Origin of the sequence: Candidatus Pelagibacter ubique HIMB140 (genome assembly GCF_025558165.1) — a bacterium.
In the GTDB taxonomy this organism is placed as follows: Bacteria; Pseudomonadota; Alphaproteobacteria; order Pelagibacterales; family Pelagibacteraceae; genus Pelagibacter; species Pelagibacter ubique_T.
This window is the reverse complement of sequence record NZ_LAMZ01000001.1, coordinates 953,398-973,932: the sequence shown is the minus strand read 5'-3', so window position 1 is coordinate 973,932 and position 20,535 is coordinate 953,398. Positions and strand designations below refer to the sequence as shown.

At 30.0% G+C, this 20,535-nt stretch carries 22 protein-coding genes; 10 read left to right on the top strand and 12 right to left on the bottom strand.

Annotated features, from left to right (window positions below):
* The first annotated feature begins 6 nt into the window (after positions 1-6).
* Positions 7-708, top strand: a complete 702-nt coding sequence (locus tag VP90_RS05285) for a lysophospholipid acyltransferase family protein (protein ID WP_262590087.1) — start codon at positions 7-9, stop codon at positions 706-708.
* Here the strand turns inward: VP90_RS05285 and dnaN are convergent.
* The 4 genes from dnaN to mutM all read right to left on the bottom strand — a co-directional run bounded on the left by dnaN (position 705) and on the right by mutM (position 4,714).
* The gene (gene dnaN, locus VP90_RS05280; RefSeq protein WP_262590086.1) at positions 705-1,817 is read right to left on the bottom strand and encodes a DNA polymerase III subunit beta; all 1,113 of its coding nucleotides are present in this window, start codon (positions 1,815-1,817) and stop codon (positions 705-707) included. The genes VP90_RS05285 and dnaN overlap by 4 nt on opposite strands.
* Entirely contained in the window at positions 1,807-3,225 is a 1,419-nt protein-coding gene (gene dnaA, locus VP90_RS05275; protein WP_262590085.1) for a chromosomal replication initiator protein DnaA, read from the bottom strand. Before dnaA ends, dnaN begins: the two co-directional genes overlap by 11 nt.
* 316 nt (positions 3,226-3,541) lie before the next feature.
* On the bottom strand, positions 3,542-3,802 hold the full coding sequence (gene rpsT, locus VP90_RS05270; protein ID WP_262590084.1) for a 30S ribosomal protein S20: 261 nt from the start codon (positions 3,800-3,802) through the stop codon (positions 3,542-3,544).
* Between the two features lie 48 nt (positions 3,803-3,850).
* A complete protein-coding gene (gene mutM, locus VP90_RS05265) occupies positions 3,851-4,714 on the bottom strand; it encodes a bifunctional DNA-formamidopyrimidine glycosylase/DNA-(apurinic or apyrimidinic site) lyase (protein ID WP_262590083.1) in 864 nt (287 codons plus the stop codon).
* Positions 4,715-4,743: 29 nt separating this feature from the next.
* Between mutM and ubiE the strand changes: the two genes are divergently transcribed.
* The 6 genes from ubiE to VP90_RS05235 are packed head-to-tail and all read left to right on the top strand — an operon-like array spanning position 4,744 to position 9,850.
* Positions 4,744-5,448, top strand: a complete 705-nt coding sequence (gene ubiE, locus VP90_RS05260) for a bifunctional demethylmenaquinone methyltransferase/2-methoxy-6-polyprenyl-1,4-benzoquinol methylase UbiE (protein WP_262590081.1) — start codon at positions 4,744-4,746, stop codon at positions 5,446-5,448.
* Entirely contained in the window at positions 5,448-7,016 is a 1,569-nt protein-coding gene (ubiB, locus tag VP90_RS05255; RefSeq protein ID WP_262590079.1) for a 2-polyprenylphenol 6-hydroxylase, read from the top strand. The genes ubiE and ubiB overlap by 1 nt, the downstream gene beginning before the upstream one ends.
* Before the next feature lie 8 nt (positions 7,017-7,024).
* Entirely contained in the window at positions 7,025-8,230 is a 1,206-nt protein-coding gene (gene coaBC, locus VP90_RS05250; RefSeq protein WP_262590078.1) for a bifunctional phosphopantothenoylcysteine decarboxylase/phosphopantothenate--cysteine ligase CoaBC, read from the top strand.
* Positions 8,230-8,667 carry a dUTP diphosphatase gene (gene dut / locus VP90_RS05245; RefSeq protein ID WP_262590076.1) on the top strand — a complete coding sequence of 146 codons (438 nt, stop codon included), beginning with the start codon at positions 8,230-8,232 and terminating at the stop codon, positions 8,665-8,667. The genes coaBC and dut overlap by 1 nt, the downstream gene beginning before the upstream one ends.
* Entirely contained in the window at positions 8,664-9,419 is a 756-nt protein-coding gene (locus VP90_RS05240; RefSeq protein WP_262590075.1) for a HesA/MoeB/ThiF family protein, read from the top strand. Before dut ends, VP90_RS05240 begins: the two co-directional genes overlap by 4 nt.
* Positions 9,410-9,850 carry an SH3 domain-containing protein gene (locus VP90_RS05235; protein WP_262590074.1) on the top strand — a complete coding sequence of 147 codons (441 nt, stop codon included), beginning with the start codon at positions 9,410-9,412 and terminating at the stop codon, positions 9,848-9,850. Before VP90_RS05240 ends, VP90_RS05235 begins: the two co-directional genes overlap by 10 nt.
* On the opposite strand, the gene VP90_RS05230 is transcribed toward VP90_RS05235, so the two are convergent.
* From VP90_RS05230 to VP90_RS05215, 4 genes are all read right to left on the bottom strand, one after another.
* Positions 9,847-10,440 carry a DUF3501 family protein gene (locus VP90_RS05230; RefSeq protein ID WP_262590072.1) on the bottom strand — a complete coding sequence of 198 codons (594 nt, stop codon included), beginning with the start codon at positions 10,438-10,440 and terminating at the stop codon, positions 9,847-9,849. The genes VP90_RS05235 and VP90_RS05230 overlap by 4 nt on opposite strands.
* Positions 10,441-10,442: 2 nt before the next feature.
* The gene (locus VP90_RS05225) at positions 10,443-11,774 is read right to left on the bottom strand and encodes a (Fe-S)-binding protein (RefSeq protein WP_262590071.1); all 1,332 of its coding nucleotides are present in this window, start codon (positions 11,772-11,774) and stop codon (positions 10,443-10,445) included.
* Positions 11,775-11,933: 159 nt separating this feature from the next.
* A complete protein-coding gene (locus tag VP90_RS05220; RefSeq protein WP_262590070.1) occupies positions 11,934-12,350 on the bottom strand; it encodes a rubrerythrin family protein in 417 nt (138 codons plus the stop codon).
* 106 nt (positions 12,351-12,456) lie between these two features.
* The gene (locus VP90_RS05215; protein ID WP_262590069.1) at positions 12,457-12,885 is read right to left on the bottom strand and encodes a Fur family transcriptional regulator; all 429 of its coding nucleotides are present in this window, start codon (positions 12,883-12,885) and stop codon (positions 12,457-12,459) included.
* A 94-nt stretch (positions 12,886-12,979) separates the two neighbouring features.
* Between VP90_RS05215 and fabA the strand changes: the two genes are divergently transcribed.
* Genes fabA through VP90_RS05200 form a run of 3 tightly spaced genes read left to right on the top strand, consistent with a single transcriptional unit; the run spans position 12,980 to position 15,480 of the window.
* Positions 12,980-13,480, top strand: coding sequence for a bifunctional 3-hydroxydecanoyl-ACP dehydratase/trans-2-decenoyl-ACP isomerase (gene fabA, locus VP90_RS05210; protein WP_262590068.1), 501 nt, complete (start codon positions 12,980-12,982; stop codon positions 13,478-13,480).
* Entirely contained in the window at positions 13,480-14,691 is a 1,212-nt protein-coding gene (gene fabB, locus VP90_RS05205; protein WP_262590067.1) for a beta-ketoacyl-ACP synthase I, read from the top strand. The genes fabA and fabB overlap by 1 nt, the downstream gene beginning before the upstream one ends.
* 3 nt (positions 14,692-14,694) lie before the next feature.
* Positions 14,695-15,480, top strand: coding sequence for an enoyl-ACP reductase FabI (locus tag VP90_RS05200; RefSeq protein WP_262590066.1), 786 nt, complete (start codon positions 14,695-14,697; stop codon positions 15,478-15,480).
* 76 nt (positions 15,481-15,556) lie between these two features.
* Here the strand turns inward: VP90_RS05200 and pnp are convergent, their stop codons facing one another.
* The 4 genes from pnp to infB are packed head-to-tail and all read right to left on the bottom strand — an operon-like array spanning position 15,557 to position 20,535.
* On the bottom strand, positions 15,557-17,629 hold the full coding sequence (gene pnp, locus VP90_RS05195; RefSeq protein ID WP_262590065.1) for a polyribonucleotide nucleotidyltransferase: 2,073 nt from the start codon (positions 17,627-17,629) through the stop codon (positions 15,557-15,559).
* A 60-nt stretch (positions 17,630-17,689) separates the two neighbouring features.
* Entirely contained in the window at positions 17,690-17,938 is a 249-nt protein-coding gene (gene rpsO, locus VP90_RS05190; RefSeq protein WP_075485648.1) for a 30S ribosomal protein S15, read from the bottom strand.
* Between the two features lie 12 nt (positions 17,939-17,950).
* On the bottom strand, positions 17,951-18,319 hold the full coding sequence (gene rbfA / locus VP90_RS05185; RefSeq protein ID WP_075485631.1) for a 30S ribosome-binding factor RbfA: 369 nt from the start codon (positions 18,317-18,319) through the stop codon (positions 17,951-17,953).
* Positions 18,319-20,535 (bottom strand): translation initiation factor IF-2, encoded by a 2,217-nt coding sequence (gene infB / locus VP90_RS05180; protein ID WP_262590062.1) that lies wholly within the window; start codon positions 20,533-20,535, stop codon positions 18,319-18,321. The genes rbfA and infB overlap by 1 nt, the downstream gene beginning before the upstream one ends.

The following is a 20,535-nucleotide window of genomic DNA, read 5'->3' as shown; positions in this document are numbered from 1 at the left end:
GAGACAATGATAAGAAACATTTTATTTTCAATAATTTTTTTTACTGGAATTATTTTTATTTCTATAATTTTTTTACCTTCTTTTTTCCTACCAAGAAAAATAGTTTTAATTGGTGGCAAATTAATGGGCTATTGGACTAGTGTTTGCTTAAGGTTTGTCCTTTCAGTAAAAATCCTTATCAAAGGTGAAGAAAATATAATCAATGAGGATAAATTTTTTATTGCTGCATCTCATCAATCAATGTTTGAAACCTTTTATTTGCAAACTATTTTTAATTCTCCAGTTTTTATTTTAAAGAAAGAGCTTCTTCAAATTCCAATATTTGGTTGGTATTTAAAAAAAATAGGATCAATTTCAATAAATAGAAATAAAACAACTAAAGATAATTTGGGTTTTTTTAGTGATATTTCAAAAACAATATCACAATCAAATCGTCCATTAATTATTTTTCCTCAAGGTACCAGGGTATTACCTGACGATAGAACTCCATTTAAAAAAGGAGCCTCAAGAATATATGAAGAATTAAAAATAAATTGTTTACCAGTAGCCATAAACTCTGGTTACGTATGGCCAAAAAAAGGTAGAAAAAATAGCAATAGAACAATTACTATATCAATATTAAAACCTATTTCAGCTGGACTAGAAAAAAATGAATTTTTAAAAACTCTAGAAAAAAATATCTACCAAGAATTAGATTTAATAAATTAACCCTTCATTGGCATCACAACATAAATACTATCAAAATCGCCTGGATCTTTTATTAAAGCTGGTGAACCCGTATCATTAAAGAAGATTTCGACTCTATCGCCATCTAATTGTGAAGCTACATCAATCAAATATCTGGAATTAAAACTTATTTCTAAGTCATAATCAAATTTAACATTTAATGTTTCTTTTCCGTCTCCACTATTAGTATTATTTACCGAAAGATTAAGAGTATCATTTGATAAATTAAATTTTACACCATCTTTTTTATCCAGAGATACAGAAGCCACTCTATCAACTGAGTTTAAGAAAAGTTTTAAATCAATTTCTAATTTTTTTTGATTATTTTTAGGGATTACCTGAATGTAATTTGGGAATTTTCCATCAATAAGTTTTGAAATTAAAATACTATTATTCAGTTCAAACTTAATTTTTGACTTTAGATTTGATACTTTTACATCACCATCATAACTATCTAACAGTGAACAAAGTTGAAAAATCGTTTTTTTGGGAAGTATAATAGGGTCAAATTCAATTTTTTCATCTAGCCTGATTTTTGAAATCGACATTCTATGACTGTCAGTCGCAACAGCAGTTAAATAATTTTTATCCTCAACTTCGGTTTGGTGAAAATAAATACCACTTAAATAATGTCGAGTCTCATCATTTGAAACAGAAAACTTACATTTATTTAGAAGCTTCAATAATTGTTTTGATTTTATAGTAAATTCGTTTTCATTAAAATTTTCATCAGTCAAAGGAAACTCTGTGGCACTAATACAATTTAAATTAAAAATTGATTTTTCTGACTCTACTTGTAATTTACTTACATCGGTAAGAGTAAGGTTAATTTTTTTTCCTGATGTTAATTTTCTGATTATGTCATACATAATTGACGAGGTTGTTGTTGTTTTACCTTCTTCCAGAATTTCAACATTATTTAGCTGGTGTATAAAAATTAAATCAAGATCTGTAGCAGTAATTGTTAATTTAGAATTACTCGCATCTAATAAAATATTAGATAAAATTGGTAACGTGCTTCTCTTTTCAATTACACCCTGACAATAATTTAGTGCTTGCTGAAGGTCTTGTTGATTGACGTTAAATTTCATTTTCTTTGTTATTATATAATATCTGATTTTTAAGTTTATTGATATTATCTACCATTTCCGGATCTTTTTCTTTAATTTTCTCAATTGTTTTAACAGAATGGATAATTGTTGTGTGATCTCTATTCGAAAATTCTCTACCTATTTCTGGTAATGATTTTGAAGTCAAAATTTTAGTTAAGTAAATTGCTGTCTGTCGAGGTCTTACAAGATATCTTGACCTTCTTGAAGAAAGCATTTCATTTTTGCTTATCTTAAAAAACTTACACACAATAGTCTGTATTAAGTCAATTGTTACTTTATTTTCTGAGATATTTAAAAGATCTTTTAATACCACTTTAGTTTCAGGTAAATTTGGAACTTTGTTATAAATTCTTGAAAAGGATACTATTCGATTAACTGCTCCAACTAATTCTCTAACACTTCCCGAGATCTCATTACTGATAAAATCTTGTATATCTTTTGATACTTGAAGCTGATCTGAATATAAATTGTTTAATTCCTCTGTTTTTTTTTGAACTATTTTTTTTCGTAATTCTAAATCAGGTTTTTGAATGTCAACAACCAATCCACCTGAAAATCTAGATTTAATTCTCTCTTGAATACGCATTAATTTATTAGGTGCTCTATCAGCAGATACTATAATTTGTGACCCTTTATCTAACAAGGCATTGAATGTATGAAAAAATTCTTCCTGCATTGCTTCTTTGCCGCTAATAAACTGGATGTCATCTATTAATAAAATATCAGTATTTCTAAAATATTCTTTAAACTTAACCATATCATTTGATTTAATTGATTTTACAAACTGATACATGAAACGTTCAGCTGAAATGAACATCACTTTATTTTTTTTCTTCATCTCAAAACCAATAGAATTTAATAAGTGAGTTTTCCCCATTCCTACACCACCATAAATATAGAGTGGATTGTAATGAGAGATAGTTTCTGTAACCTTTAAAGAAGCTTCATATGCAAGTTTATTGCTTGATCCAGTTATAAAGTTATCAAATCGTTTATTTGGATCTATTCGATTATACTGAAGATACGAGTCTTTTATAAATGAAATATTTTCATTTTGAGTATTTTCAACATTTATTGTGTCTTTTAAATCCTTATCAACTTTTTGATCAATAATTTTAAATTCAATTCTAATTATATCTTTTTTATTCAATTTAATTATTTTCAGAATTTGGTCTAAATACCTCGAAGTAATCCAGTCTCTGATAAATCTAGTTGGAACAGATAAAAGTAAATAATTATTATGCTCCTCAAGAAATGATATTTTTTTTAACCAACTTTCATAAATTTCCAAACCTAATTTATTCTTCATTTCAGATTGAATTTGTTGCCAATCGATCTCTTCTGAAGCAAAATTATTAATATTTTTATTTGTAAAAGATTTATTCATAACTTAAGGGAAGATCTCAGTTAGAACGATTTAAAAAATTTTGCAACAAGTATTAAATTTAAAATTAAAAAAAAATTAAATCTGCAATTGTAGAATTTATTGTCACAATCATTTTTTTTTATGGACATAAATTTTAAAATTAATTTTAAATTTTTTTAAAAATAAAATTTTTGATTGAATCAAATACAGATTGAATCAAACATGGATTGTATTGTATGAGATCAAAGATTTACTAAATCTAAATATAGTAATTTTAAAATATTTAGATCTTATATAATGTGTGTGTGAAATTTATCTTCGAAACAACTTAAGGTTTTTAAATTGCTGCAATCTTTTTAGTTATTCTTGAAACGTTTCTTGATGCATTTTGTTTTTTAATTACACCAGTCTTTGCAATTTTCATCAACTCAGAGTTTAATTTAGGTAAGAATTTTAACGCTTCATCTTTCTTTTTGGTGTCAATTAAAGCGTTCATTTTCTTTAATGCATTTCTAAATCTACTTTTTCTAGCTTTATTAACTGCTGTTTGCTTAGAAATACGTCTTATACGTTTAATAGCTGATTTTGTATTTGCCATGCGCAGGGGTATAGCTTGAGAACTGAAAACGGTCAACTAAATATTTGGCTAATTTTGGCAGGAATTACAAAAAAAAGTAGATCTATTTGATACAATTTTTTTCTGTATAGTATCGGTACATCCTATAGTTTTACATCTTAATCCTTCTTGCTGATATACTTTAAATTCTTTTTGATAGTTTCCAGGAGATCCCAACGTATCCTTAAAATCTCTAATACTTGAACCACCTTTTTTAATTGCTCTTAATAAAATTTTTTTTGAATAGTAAATAATTTTTTTACAATCTTCTCTAGTTAACAAACTTGCTTTTTTAAATGGATAAATCTTACTTAGAAATAAAATTTCACTTGCATAAATATTCCCAATTCCAGAAACAAATTTTTGATCTAATAAAAATGTTTTAATATTTTTATTCTTTCCTTTGAGGTAATTAAAAACATATTTCAAATTAAAATTTAAATTGAATGGTTCTGGTCCCAAATTTTTAAATCTATTTTCTAATTTTTCACTATTTTCTACTAACTCAAAAAAACCAAATCTTCTTGGGTCATTATAAATTACTTTCAAAGAATTAAATATTAATTCAATATGATTATGTTTTTTTGGTAATGTAGGAGAATGATAAAAACTAGCATTAGTAAATTTTAATTTTTTTTTACTATCAATGATGTGTATGGTTCCAGACATACCCAAATGTATCAAACAAAACTCTCCACTTTTAAAATTCAATATTAAATACTTGGAAAATCTATCTACTTTAATAATTTTTTTATTCATTAAAAAAGAACTAAAATTTTTTGGAAGTGGAAACCTAAGATTTTTATTTCTAATAATTACTTTTTTAATACTTTTTTGTTTAATTTTTTTGTCTAAAGACTGTCTAACAATTTCTACTTCTGGTAATTCTGGCATTTCTCACTATATTCAATATATATTTTTTTATGCAACAATATCTTCAAAATAAAAAAGGTCTTGTAGAAGGTGTTTTTGATCAAGTTTATAGTAAATACGACTTGATGAATGATTTCATGTCACTGGGCATTCATAGATTTTGGAAAAAAAGTCTAATCAATATAATGAAACCATCTCCAAATAGAAAGTTAATAGATGTTGCTTGTGGAACTGGAGATATCGGTAAATTATTTTTGAATAGTACAAATCAAATGTCAGAAGTCACTTGTGTAGATCCAAATAAAGGTATGATTAATCAAGGCAAACAAAAATTATCTAATTATAAAAATATAAAATGGATCAATGCAGCTGCTGAGAAGCTTCCACTTCAAGACAACGAATTTGATTATTACACAATAAGTTTTGGTCTTAGAAATACAAAGAATTTAGATAAAGCTATAACTGAAGCTTATAGGGTATTAAAACCAGGCGGAAGATTTCTATGTTTAGAATTTTCAAAAATTCAAAACTCTAACCTAGATTTTGTTTATAAAAACTATTCAAAAATAATTCCTCGTATTGGTCAATTTATTGTTGGCGATAAAAAACCATATGAATATTTAGTAAAAAGTATTGAAGAATTTATTAATCAGGAAGAATTAATTGACTTAATGAAAAAGCATAATTTTACGAAATGTAATTATAGGAACTTTTCAGGTGGTATAGTTTCTATCCATAGTGGTTGGAAAATATAATGATAAGAAAATTAATTACTTTATTTAAATTAGGAAGAAAGATTGCAAAATCTGATATTTTAGATATTGCCTCTAAATTTAAAAAACCGCCGGTCGCAATTACAATTTTATTTCAGCTATTAGCAATATCTTTTGAAAAAAAAGAATTAAGTCATCATGCGCTAGATGATGGTGAAAGACTTTCAAAATCATTAGAGTTGATGGGTACAACTTTTATAAAATTGGGTCAATTTTTAGCTACTAGACCTGATATTATAGGAGAAGAACTTTCTACAAAACTGGAAAAATTACAAGATCGTGTACCACCATTCTCTATTAATAAGGCAAAAGAAATAATTAAAAATGATTTAGGCAATGATGCTTACAATTCTATTATTGATTTAAGTGAGCCAGTTGCTGCTGCATCAATAGCACAGGTTCATAAAGCTAAAATAAATGACAATGGTACAATTAAAGATGTGGCAATAAAAATTATAAGACCAGACATAAAAAAAATATTTAATGAAGAAATTGATGCAATGATGCTATTTGCATTTATCATTGAGTCATTTTTAAAAAAAACTAAAAGATTAAAACTTGTGGAAGTTGTTTTTTTGTTGAAAGAAATAACCAACCTAGAAATGGATTTAAGGTTTGAGGCAGCAGCTGCAAATGAATATGCAGAAAATACAAAAAATGATGCTGGATTTAAAGTTCCTGAAATATATTGGAACTTTACTAGTGAGAATGTAATGACATTAGATTGGATAGATGGAGTATCTATTCGTGAAACAGAAGAACTGAAAAAAAGAAATTTAAATACTAATAAAATTGCTGAGGATATTATCCAACATTTTTTAAGACATGCAGTAAGGGATGGTTTTTTTCATGCTGATATGCACCAAGGAAATATATTTATTGATGAGAATGGTCAAATAGCTCCAATAGATTTTGGCATAATGGGTAGATTAGACAAAATGAGTAAACGTTTTTTAGCTGAAATTTTATTTGGATTTATACAAAGAGATTATAAAAAAGTTGCTGAGGTTCACTTGGTAGCAGGATTAGTCCCTAAAAATGTGCCAATAGATGATCTTGCACAAGCATTAAGGTCAATAGGAGAGCCAATATTTGGTCAAGAGGTTAAAGATATTTCAGGTGGAAAATTATTAAAACAGCTTTTTGATGTTACAGAAAAATTCAATATGCAAACTCAACCTCAATTGTTGATGTTACAAAAAACAATGGTTGTAGTTGAGGGTGTTGCAAGAAAATTAAATCCTAACACTAATATTTGGACAACCTCTAAACCAGTTCTTGAAAATTGGTTAAGAGAAACAAAAAATCCTATAAATAATTTTAACGAAACACTTAAAAATAGTACTGAAGTAATTAAAAGATTACCTGAGTTACCTGAAATCATGGATAAAGCAAATCAAGCTCTAACATTTTTAGCTAGCGGACAAATTCCTCAAAACTCCAATTCTTATACAGCTTTAAAAGATAAAAAATCTGAAATGATAGCATTTAGAAACCAATCTATTATTGGTTTATTACTCCTTGTAATTTTTGGTCTTATAGTATTTTAATTCTGCAAATGAAAAATCTTAATAACAAAAAAATTCTTTTTATTATTTGTGGTGGTATTTCAGCTTATAAAAGTCTTGAAACGATTAGATTATTAAAAAAAAATGGCGCAGAAATAAAAACTATACTTACTCCTAGTGCTAAAGAATTTGTAACTCCATTATCAGTAGCATCATTATCTCAAGGTAAAGTTTATAGTGATTTGTTTAGCTTAGAAAACGAAACTGAAATGGATCACATTTCACTTTCTAGATGGGCAAACGTAGTTATCGTTGCTCCAACCACAGCAAATACAATTTCAAAATTAGCACAAGGTACTACAGATGATTTGGCTTCAACTGTAGTACTTGCTTCAAATAAACAAATTTATTTAGCACCAGCGATGAATGTTAGAATGTGGGAACATAAATCTACAAAAACTAATTTAAAAAAATTAAAAGATTTTGGTTATAAGTTTATTGGTCCAGAAATAGGAGATATGGCATGCGGGGAATATGGAGAAGGTAAGATGTCAGAACCATTAAAAATTGTGGATGAGTTAAACCAGTTTTTTTTAAACCAAAGTCAAAATAAAAAATTTAAAGCTTTAGTTACTGCGGGTCCAACTAATGAGTATATCGACCCTGTACGTTTTATAACAAATAAATCAAGTGGCAAACAAGGATATGAACTAGCCAAATGTCTATCGAAAAAAGGTTTTAATACAACACTGATTTCAGGACCAACTAATTTAGAAGTAGAAAAAGATATTAAACTCATTGAAGTTGAAACAGCAGATGAAATGTTTGCTGCTACACAAGAGAATTTACCTGTAGATGTAGCAATTTTTTCAGCAGCAGTATCAGACTTTAAAGTAAAAAATAAATCTCAAAAAAAAATAAAAAAAGAAGAAGCATTAAATTTAGATTTAGAAAAAAATATTGATATTTTAAATTACATATCAAATCATAATTCTATGAGGCCTGAAATTGTGATTGGTTTTGCAGCAGAAACAAACGAAGTTTTAAAAAATGCAGAAGAAAAATTAAATAAAAAGAATTGTGATTGGATAATTGCTAATGATGTTTCTAAAAAAAATATTGGATTTAACTCTGATTATAATGAAGTTGTAATCCACTACAAAAATAAATCTTTAAAAAGTGAAGTCCTACCATACAAAAGAAAATCTGAAATTTCTGAGGAAATAGTTGATAGAATAATTGATCAATTAAATTAATGGCAAAAATCCTTGTTAAAAAATTAGATCCTTCAATAGAGCTACCTGCCTACAAAACAGAAGGGGCTTCGGGAATGGATCTTATGGCATTTATAAAAAAACCAATTATACTTAAATCGCAAAATTCTTGTTTAGTTCCAACTGGAATTGCCGTTGCTTTTTCAAATGAATTTGAAATTCAAATACGACCTAGATCAGGTTTAGCAGCAAAAAATAATATTAGTGTTTTAAATACACCAGGAACAATAGATAGTGATTACAGGGGTGAGATAAAAGTAATACTTTACAATCACGGAAAAGAGGATTTTTTAATAAACAATAAAGACAGAATAGCTCAAATGGTTCTTACACCAGTGATAAAAATGAATTTTGAGGAAACAGATGAGCTTCCAGAAACAATTAGAGGCGAAGGCGGATTTGGCTCAACAGGAAAATGAGCAAAAAATTAAACAAAAAACAAATCGAACGTTTTTCAAGACAGATCATTTTAAAAAATATTGGTATTTTAGGTCAAAATAAAATTACAAATGCAAAAGTATTAATAATAGGCATGGGTGGTCTTGGGTGCCCAGTAGCAGAATTCTTGACTAGGTCAGGGGTTGGCTCATTAGGAATTGTGGATTATGATCGAATAAGCCTTTCAAATATTCATAGGCAGAGTTTATTCAATCAAAAAGACTTAAATCAACTAAAAGTCAAAATAGCTAAAAAAAAATTAAACAACATTAATTCTTTAACAAAAATAAAAATTTTTAATTACAAACTAAATAAATCTAATTTTCAAAAAATTATTAAAGATTACGATTATATTGTTGATGGAACTGATAATTTTGAAAGTAAATTTCTAATTAATGATTTAAGTTTAAAGTATAAAAAGTTTTTGGTAACTGGTGCTATAAGTAAATTTGATGGTCATATCTTTACATTTAATTTCAAAAATAAAAAAGAACCATGTCTTCGATGTTTTTATCAAGAGGAAAAAATATCAGATGAAATACTCAATTGTGAATATGAAGGAATCCTGGGAACTGTAGCAGGAATAGTTGGCACAATGCAAGCTAATGAAATTTTAAAAAATATTTTAAATATAGGCCAAAGTTTAAATAATTATATTTTAATTATTGATTTATTAAATTTAAATTTTAGAAAAGCAAAAATTAAAAAAAGAAAAAACTGTCTATGCAATTAATTATAAGAATAATTTTAATTTTTATCTTATCAATTTCAATAAGTTCAGCTGATGAAATATTTGTTTCTTTAAAAAAAAATAAAGTAAACGTTAGATACGGTCCAAGTTTTGACTCAGATGTAAAATATGTTTACAAAAAAATTAACTTTCCTTTAAAACAAATAGATAAAAAAGAAAACTTTAGAAGAATTATAGACCTTAAAAATAATGGTGGGTGGATACATATATCTCAATTAAAAAAAAATAATTCTGTAATAGCAACAAAAAATAAAATTTTATTTAAAAACCCTACATCTTTTGCAAAACCAATAGCTCTTATTAAGGAAGGTAGGTTATTAATATTAGAAAAGTGTGAGCAAGAATGGTGTCGGATAACATCTGGAAAATTTCAAGGTTGGGTTAAAATAGATAATGTCTGGGGATTTAATTAACTAAAATCAGCAGAAAGTGACTTTTTGTTCTCTAAAGACAGCTTGGTAGTATGGGAATATTCTTTATGATCTATTCCTATTTCAACTTCAATTTCTTCAGATTTAAATTTAGCTATTTGGTCATCTGAAAAATTAAGATGAATAAATTGAACTGAAGAAGCTTTTCCTTCAGCTGATGTTCTATCAACATCTTCCTCTGGTATGGCTTTTATTTTTTCTCCATTAATTTTCATAAACACTGTTTCTTCTATTCCACCCACTTTTCCTAGGAAAGCTGAACGTGATATAGGATTGTCTATTTCAAACATCAAAGTAGCAGTTAATTCTTTACCATTTGGTATTAGAGGATTGTATGCTGACAACTCATCTTTAAGTTGTTCATCGCCACCTTTTTCAATATATAACATTTCTTGAACTTGAGCTAACATTGTCTCGTAACTTTCAAAATAAAAAGTTGCATAAGGACCTAATGCAATTCTTCTATTTTTTTTAAAATCAACAATATTTTTTCTCAGTTCTCTTCTATTTTTTGTGTAAACATCCAATGGCATGATGTCTTCTTTTTGTATTTCTCTTTTTTCTCTTGGCATAATCATAATTTATAACTTTTAGCCATCAATTCGATAGGATGTAGTGCCTCATCATTGGAGATGTTAGTATCCACTTCAAGTTGCTTCAAGTGCTTACCTGCTAAAGGACAATCAGAAGCCATGTACTTGTTATTTTTTGTTTTAATTTGTCTTGCAGTTGGTCTTCCTACTTTATTGGCCAGATCATGTGTTTCTTTCATCACACCAAAAGTTCCACCATGCCCAGCACATTTCTCTACAACATCGATTTTAACATTCGGGATAAGTTTAAGCATATCTCTTGCTTTGATACCCATGTTTTGTGCTCTTGCATGACACGCATGATGAACTGTTACTCCACCATCGATTTCTTGCAAACCATCTGCTAATCCTTCTTTGTTTGCAATATCAACAACATATTCATCAATATCCATTACATTTGCAGATAATTTTTTTATTTTATCATCATTTGGTAAGAGCAATGGCCATTCAAATTTTAACATTAAGCCACAACTTGCGGTTAAGGTAACAACTTTGTAACCTTTGTTAATCCATTCAACTAAATCTTTAGAAACTTTTTTAGCCTGTTCCACAACTTTAGGAAGATCAGCTTGCTCTAAGAATGGCATTCCACAACATCCAGGATAGGCTTCTTGAACTTCTACACCATTTTTCTTTAGAACTTTTAAAGCTGCAACACCCGTATTTTTTTTATTAAAGTTAACAAAACAGGTAGAATAAATTACAACTTTTCTATCATTAGTTTTTGTCTCGTAGTTTATTTTGTCATTATTTTTCTTAAAAAAGTTAGAAAAAGTTTCTGAATTGTATTTTGGAAGTTGAACCCTTTTATCGATACCCGCAACTACCTCTAATATTTTTCTGAACAACTTATTTTTTATATCTGATGCCCAATTAATTATTTTAGAAAATAAAACCCCAATTTTTGCGTTTCTATCTATTTGGGCTAATTGCTTTGGAACACTTGGTAATTTACCTAATTTTTTCTGTGCCGTTCTGTACCTCAACATTAAATGAGGGAAATCAAGATCAAAATCATGAGGAGGTACATAAGGACATTTGGTCATAAAACACATGTCGCAAAGAGTACAGGCATCAACAACCGGAGCAAATTGCTCACTTTTTAAACTTTCTACGTCTTCTTTTTCAGATTCATCAATCATATCGAACAATTTTGGAAAGGAGTCACAAAGATTAAAACATCTTCGACATCCATGGCAAATATCAAACACTCTTCGCATTTCTGCATCTAATTTTTCAGGATTTAAAAAATCTGGATGCTCAAAATCAATAGGGTGACGTATTGGGGCGTCTAGACTTCCTTCTTTGCTCATACGATTATATTAGAAATTATAATTAATGATAAAGAAACTAATACCACTGGTTCATTAAACCAATCTTTTATTAATTGTAAAAGTTGCTCTTTCATTTTTTTTGATTTTAGAAATTTTGTTAAATTTAGTGGGCGGTAAACGCCCACTAATGAATATTATTTAGGCAATAGACTCTAAAGTTTTTTGGAATTTACCAGCATGAGATTTTTCAGCTTTTGCTAAAGTCTCAAACCAATCTGCAATTTCCTCAAAACCTTCTTCTCTTGCAGTTTTAGCCATACCTGGGTACATGTCAGTATATTCATGCGTTTCTCCTTCAATTGCTGAAGCTAAATTTGCTTTAGTTTCACCAATTGGTTTCCCAGTAGCTGGATCTCCAACTTGTTCAAGGTATTCTAAGTGACCATGTGCGTGACCAGTTTCACCTTCTGCTGTTGATCTAAATACTGTAGCTACATCATTATAACCTTCGATGTCAGCTTTTTGTGCAAAATAAAGATATCTTCTATTTGCTTGACTCTCACCAGCGAATGCTGCTTTTAAGTTCTCTTCTGTTTTACTTCCTTTTAAAGACATTTTTTTCTCCTTAATTTAACTTTATAGACCATATAGTGTCTAAAACTTTAATGTCAATAGTTTAGAATTATTATAATCTAGATTTTATATAATTGATTTAATTGAATTATTTTTGAGTTTGATTATCACTCGCAACTTTAACCAAAACTTCAACTGAATTTATTTTTTTTCCTGTAATATTTTTTTTAATATTTACTGGGTCTATATCATTTTCATCACAATCTATTAGCTGATGAGTATCTTCATCATAAAAATGATGATGAACAGATGTGTTTGTATCAAAATAACTTTTATCGCTGTTAATCGAAATTTCTTTTAAATAACCTTTTTTCTGAAATGCATGAACAGTGTTATAAACTGTTGCTAAAGAAATTTTTTCATTCATCTCCTCAGAAATCATTTTTACGAGATCATTGATTGTAAAATGAAAAGTTTTTTCTCTATTAAATAGAACTTCACACATTTTAACTCTTTGTTTAGTGGGTCTAAGTCCTAAATCTCTTAATTTTTCAACAAAATTACAGTTTTTTACCATTGTATTTTATAATTATTCTAATGTATGAATAAAAATATACAGTTTTATTATATTATATTGGTATTAAATCAAGTAATAAGGTTTCTCAAAAAATATGAAAAAAAATTCCTACTCATATGACGATCTAATAAGTTGTGGAAATGGTAATCTTTTTGGACCAGGTAATGCAAAATTACCACTTCCTCCAATGTTGATGTTTGATAGAATAACTGAAATCAACGAGAATAATGGAGTTTTCAATAAAGGCTCTTTAAAGGCTGAATTAGATATAAAAAACGATCTATGGTTTTTTGATTGTCATTTTAAAGAGGATCCAGTCATGCCTGGGTGTCTAGGTTTAGATGCTATGTGGCAACTAGTTGGATTTTTTCTGGGCTGGCTAGGAAATCCTGGCAAAGGTAGAGCTCTAGGAGTTGGTACTGTAAAATTTACTGGTGAAGTTTTACAAAATGTTAAAAATGTAAGGTACGAAATAGATATGAAAAAAATTATGTCGCCAGGTGGAACAACTGTTGGTCTTGCCAATGGAATTGTATTTGCTGATGACAAAAAAATATATTCAGCAGAAAGTTTGAAAGTGGGGTTATTTAAATAATGAGAAGAGTAGTAATTACAGGATTAGGAATTGTCTCTTGTTTGGGAAACAACCAAGAGGAAGTTCATCAATCATTAATTAATTCAAAATCAGGAATTTCTTATGCTGAGGAATATAAAGAACATAATCTAAAAAGTCATGTTCATGGCAAACCAAATATAAAATTAGAAGATCATATCGATCGAAAAACAATTAGATTTATGGGTTCAGGTTCAGCTTATAATTATATTGCAATGAAAGAAGCCATTGAGGATTCGGGATTAGAAGAAACTGAAGTTAGCAATTTTAAAACTGGAATCGTGATGGGTTCTGGTGGTCCATCAATAGAAAATGTTATTTTGGCTGCGGATAAAACAAGGGCTAAAACTCCAAAATTAATGGGACCGTTCATTGTTCCAAGAACAATGGCAAGTACAGCTTCTGCAACACTTGCTGTTCCATTTAAAATTAAAGGAACCAACTACACAATGAGTTCTGCTTGCGCAACAAGTGGCCACTGTATTGGTAATTCAATGGAATTAATTCAAATGGGAAAACAAGATGTTATTTTTGCAGGTGGAAGTGAAGAAGTTCATTGGGCAATGACGGCAATGTTTGATGCGATGACTGCTTTATCATCAAAATATAATGATGCACCCGAAACAGCATCAAGAGCATATGACAAAACAAGAGATGGTTTTGTAATTGCAGGTGGTGCAGGTGTGTTAGTGCTAGAGGAATATGAACACGCTAAAGCAAGAGGTGCTAAAATATACGCAGAATTAACTGGTTATGGAGCAACTTCGGATGGATACGATATGGTAGCTCCATCAGGAGAAGGTGCTGTCAGATGTATGCAAATGGCAATGTCTACTGCTAAAAATAAAATTGATTATATCAATACTCATGGAACTTCTACTCCAGTTGGAGATATCACGGAGCTAAATGCAGTTAAAAATACTTTTGGAGAAAATATCCCAAAGATTAGTTCGACAAAATCTTTATCAGGACATCCACTTGGTGCGGCTTCAGTTCATGAAGCAATTTACTGTTTGATAATGATGAAGAATAATTTCATAGCTGGCTCTGCAAACATAAGTGAGATGGATGAAGAAGCTAAGAAATTTCCTATAATTTCAAAAACTGAAACGGGAGTAACTTTAAATACAGTAATGTCAAATAGCTTTGGTTTTGGTGGAACTAATGCAGCTTTAATTTTTGAAAAGGTTTAATTTATGAGTTTAATGAAAGGTAAAAAGGGATTAATCATGGGTGTTGCAAATGAAAGATCTATTGCCTGGGGTATATCTCAAAAACTTGCTGAAGCAGGGGCAGAACTAGCATTTACATATTTAGGTGATGCTTTGAAAAAAAGAGTTGTTCCTTTAGCAGAAAAATTAAATTCAAACGTTACATTTAGTTGTGATGTTGAAAAAAAAGAAGAGGTTGTAAAATTATTTGAAGATATCAAATCCCAATGGGGTGAAATTGACTTTGTAGTTCATGCAGTTGCTTTCTCTGATAAATCAGAGTTATCAGGTGAATATTTAAATACCACTAGAGAAAACTTTTTAAGAAGTATGTTAATCTCATGCTTTTCATTTACCGAAGTAGCAAAAGAAGCCTCAAAGGTAATGAAACAAGGCGGAAGTTTATTAACTTTAACTTACGAGTCTACTAAAGCAATTCCAAATTATAACGTAATGGGTGTTTGTAAATCAGCTTTAGAAGCTAGTGTTAAGTATCTAGCTCGAGATTTGGGTGCCAAGGGCATGAGAGTAAATGCAATAAGTGCAGGCCCTATTAAAACATTAGCAGCTTCTGCGATTGGAGATGCAAAATTCCTATATAAATGGAATGAAGACCATTCTTTTCTAAAAAGAAACGTAGATATCCATGATGTTGGAAATTCAGCATTATATCTATTAAGTGATCTTGCAAACGGAGTTACTGGTGAAATTCACTATGTAGATGCAGGATATAACAAAGTTGGAATGCCTGACCCAAAGAATATCAGCTAAATTTAGTTAATTTTAGTTAAAAAAAACCCCCAGAACTCTCATTCAGGGGGTTTAAAATTTAAAATTAAGCTATTAATTATTCAGTAGCTTGTTTCATAGAAAGTTTAACTTTACCTCTATCAAAGCCAATCACTTTAACTTTTACCTCATCGCCTTCTTTGACAACATCGGTTACTTTAGCAACTCTTTTATCTGCAAGTTCTGAGATATGAACAAGCCCATCTTGTTTTCCTAAGAAATTAACAAATGCGCCAAATTCCATAATCTTCATTACTTTACCTGAATAAATTTTATTCAGTTCAGCTTTTGCAGTTATGTCTTTAATCATCTGCATTGCGATGTTTCTAGACTCTTCATCTGGAGCAGCAACTGTTACTACACCTTCATCATTTACATCTACTTTCGCACCTGATTTTTCAACTATTTCTCTGATTGTTGCACCACCTTTTCCAATTACAGCGGCAATGTCTTTTTTATCGACATTAACTTGTTCCATTTTTGGAGTATGTTTTCCAACATCAGATCTTGAAGCTGATAATGCTTTATTCATTTCTCCTAAGATATGAACTCTTCCATCTTTAGCTTGGCTTAATGCTTGCTCCATGATTTCAAATGTAATACCTGTAATTTTGATATCCATTTGAAGAGAGGTAATACCATCTTTGGTTCCAGCAACTTTAAAGTCCATATCACCTAGGTGATCTTCATCACCTAAAATATCTGACAAGACACTAAAATCATCACCTTCCTTAATTAAACCCATTGCAATACCTGCAACTGGCTCTTTAATTGGCACTCCAGCATCCATTAACGCTAGAGAAGTTCCGCAAACAGTAGCCATTGAAGAAGAACCATTAGACTCAGTTATTTCTGAAACTACTCTAAAAGTATATGGAAATGCCTCTTTAGTTGGTAATGAAGAGTTAATCGCTCTCCAAGCTAATTTACCATGTCCGATTTCTCTTCTACCAGTTCCAATTCTTCCAGTTTCACCAACAGAAAAAGGAGGAAAATTATAGTGAAGCATAAATCGTTCTCTCTGAAGCCCATCTAAGCTTTCAATTCTTTGTTCGTCATCAGAAGTTCCTAAAGTTGCTACAACAATTGCTTGGGTTTCTCCTCTAGTAAATAATGCAGAACCATGAGCTCTAGGTAAAATACCCACTTCACACTCGATAGGTCTTACATCAGATAAACCTCTTCCATCAATTCTATTTTTATTTTTTAGAATATCAGTTCTAACAATTGATTTTTCTAGGCTTTTTAACTGACTGTTAACATCAAGATCTGTGTAGTTTTCATCTTCCTCATAAAGTTTTTTAGCTTTATCAGTAATCTCGGAAATTTGATTTGATCTATCTTGTTTATCTCTTGTAGCAAAAGCTTTTTTAAGATCTTCTGTAAAATTTTCCTCAAGTTTTTTCTTAACTTTAGATAAATCTTTTTTCTCAACTGTCCACTCAGGTTTTCTACATTCTTTTGCAAGTTCCTCTATCATTTCAATTACTGGAACAAAGCCTTCGTGACCAAATTTAACTGCATTTAACATTTCTTCTTCTGTTAAACCACTTGCTTCTGATTCAACCATAAGCACAGCATCTTTCGTACCTGCTACAACTAAATCTAATTTCGATTTTTCTAGCTCTGCTTTAGAAGGGTTTAAAACATATTTTCCATCTATAAATCCAACTCTCGAAGCTCCAACAGGACCCATAAATGGCATTCCTGATATAGCCAATGCTGCTGATGATGCAGTGATTGATAAAATATCTGGTTCGTTTTCTTTGTCATATGAAATTACAGTTGGTAATAACTGTACTTCATTTTTAAATTCATCAGGAAACAAAGGTCTGATTGGTCTATCAATTAATCTGGAGATTAATGTTTCGCTCTCAGTTGGTCTTGCTTCTCTTTTAAAATAACCACCTGGAATTTTTCCAGCTGCATAATATTTCTCTTGGTAATTTACAGATAATGGAAAGTAATCCATATCAGGATTTACTTTTTTTGCCCCCACTACGGTTGCTAGTACGACTGTCTCTCCACATGTTGCGATTATTGCACCGTCTGCCTGTCTTGCTACTTTACCTGTTTCTAAACTTATCTTCTTTCCCGCTACTTCAATTTCCTTCTTATATACTTTAAACATTTCATTTCCATTTCGTTTCGTTCGTTTCGTTCCATTCCGTTCTATCTATCTTGACTTCTATTATTTTCTTAAATTCAATTTCGACAGTACATTTTTGTAAGAATCCATTTTGTTTTTCTTTAGGTATTCTAACAATTTCTTTCTTCTATTTACCGCTCTCAACAATCCTACAGATGAATGTTTATCCTTCTTGAATTGCTTAATATGCTTAGAGAGAGTTTCAATTTTCTCTGTTAGCAAAGCGATTTGGATTTCTGAAGATCCAGTATCTTTATCATGCATTGCTAATTCTTGTGCCTTTTTATTCATGCCTCTTTCTTCCTATTTATTTGTTTGTTTTATTAAGTTTTCTATTTTTTCCGCATACTCAAAAGACTCATCTTTTCTAAAAAGTAATTTTGGTAAAAATTTCATAACCACTTTTTGTGATAAAATTTTTCTTATTAAAAATGAGTATTCCTTCAAAACATTAATTGTTTCCTCAGCATCTTTTCCTCCTAATGGAAGAACATAAGCTTTAGCAATTTTCAAATCAGGACTCATTCTAACCTCAGTAACTGTTATAGTGTTTGTTTCTAAATTTGGCACCTTAGCCTCATTTCTTATAAAAATCATGCTTAAAGACTGCTTAATCATCTCTCCAACTCTAAGCTGTCTTTGTGATACTGGTTTTCCTATTCTATCAGCCATTAAATCGATCTCTCTGTAGATGTAACACTAAATGCCTCTATTGTGTCGTTTTTTTGGAAATCCATATAATCTTTAACAGTAATTCCACATTCTTGACCATCACTAACCTGTTTTACTTGGTTTTTTTCTCTGAAAATTGTTGAAACTTTTCCTGTATAAATTATTGCGCCGTCTCTAATAATTCTTACATCAGAATTACTATTTATTTCACCTTCTGTAATTTTTGAGCCTGCAACTTTTCCAGCACCTGAAACTTTGAATATCTCAAGAATTTGTGCTGTTCCAGTAATTGTTTCTTGAACATCAGGAGATAATAATCCAGACATTTTTTGCTTAACATAATCCAACACCTCATAAATGATATTATAAGTAGAGATTTTTATTTTTTCATTTTCAGCAAGTTTTTTAGCCTCTTTACTCGGTTTTACATTGAAGGCTATGAGAACAGCATTAGATGCTTTGGCTAATGTAACATCAGTTTCGGTTACCATTCCTATATCTGCTAATATTATTTTTGGTTTTACTTCTTCATGTTTAATTTGAGCAATTGCATTTTTGATAGCCTCAGATGATCCTTGTACATCAGATTTAATAATTAAATTTAATTCCTCTGAAGATTTATCTGAGAAAGCAGAATCTTGTGTCGCAAACGTTAATGGGTTTTTTCCATCTTTGCTCTCTTGAGCTCTATTTTCACTCAGAGTTTTAGCCTCTTTTTCAGTATCTAAAACAATAAAATCATCTCCAGCTTTAGCAGCACCATTTATACCCAAAACTTCTATGGGAGTTGAAGGTGGAGCCTCGCTAATATTTTGACCTTTATCATTAATAATTGCTCTAACCTTTCCCCATTTTAAACCGCTTACAAAAAAATCACCTTTTTTAAGAGTACCTGTCGTTACAATAATATTTGCAACCGGTCCTCTTCCAACATCTATTTTTGACTCTAATACTATACCTGTAGCTTTAGATTCATAATCTGTTTTAAGATCTAATATTTCAGCTTGTAAAATTATAGACTCAACTAACTTATCTAAGTTTTGTTTTGTTTTTGTAGAAACCTCAACCATTAAAGTGTCACCAGATAAATCTTCTGCTATTAACTCATGTTCAAGTAGTTGGTTTTTAATTTTCTGCGGATCAGCTTCTGGAAGGTCACACTTATTTATTGCAACTACTATTGGAACATTCGCGGCTTTTGCATGTTTTATAGACTCGACTGTTTGTGGCTTCACTCCATCATCAGCTGCAACAACCAAAACAACTACATCTGTTAATTTAGAGCCTCTAGCTCTCATTTCTGTAAAAGCTGCGTGACCTGGGGTATCTATAAAAGTTAATTTATTATTTTGACTTTCAATTTGGTATGCTCCGATATGTTGAGTAATTCCACCAAACTCTCCTGAAACAACATTAGCGCTTCTTAAAACATCTAAAACAGAAGTCTTACCATGATCAACATGGCCCATAACAGTAACAATAGGTGGTCTATTTTTTAAATTTTCTACTCTAGTAGCTTTTATTTTTTGAATAATTTCCTCTGCTTTTTCCTCTCTTATTGGATTATGTCCAAATTCCTTAACTAAAAATTCAGCTGTATCAGCAGCTAAAGTTTGATTAATTGTTACAGTCACACCCATTCCAAATAAATATTTAATTACATTGCTAGACTGTTCCGCCATTCTATTTGCTAACTCTCTAACAGTTATTGCTTCTGGAATATTGATGTCTCTTTTTACTGGTTTTGAATTTTCTTGTGCCTCTTCTTTGGAAGAGTTTTTCATCTCTTTTTGTCGAGCTCTTTTAACTGATGCTAAACTTCTTTCTCTTGCTTCTATTTCGTCACTTAATGCTCTTGAAACAGTTAATTTTAATTCTCTTTTTTTTGTTCCAGCTTTTAATGTTTTTTTATCTTTTTCACTATCTCCCTTAAGTCTTTTGGTGGCTCTTTGCTCTGCCAGTTTTCTTCTTTCAAAATCGCTTGTAATTGGAGGAGATTTCGGTGCAAAAGACGGTTTTGATGGTGCACCTCTATTAAATGAAGTGGTAGATTTTGGTTTTCCTACACCAGGTCTAAACGATCCACCTCTATTAGTGAATTTTCCACCTTGTTTTTCAATTACTCTAGAATTTTTTCCTTGAGTTTTAGCTATCTCAATATTTCTTATAGATTTCTTTGCAGAGCCGGATATTGTTAATTTTGTTTTTTTCTCCAT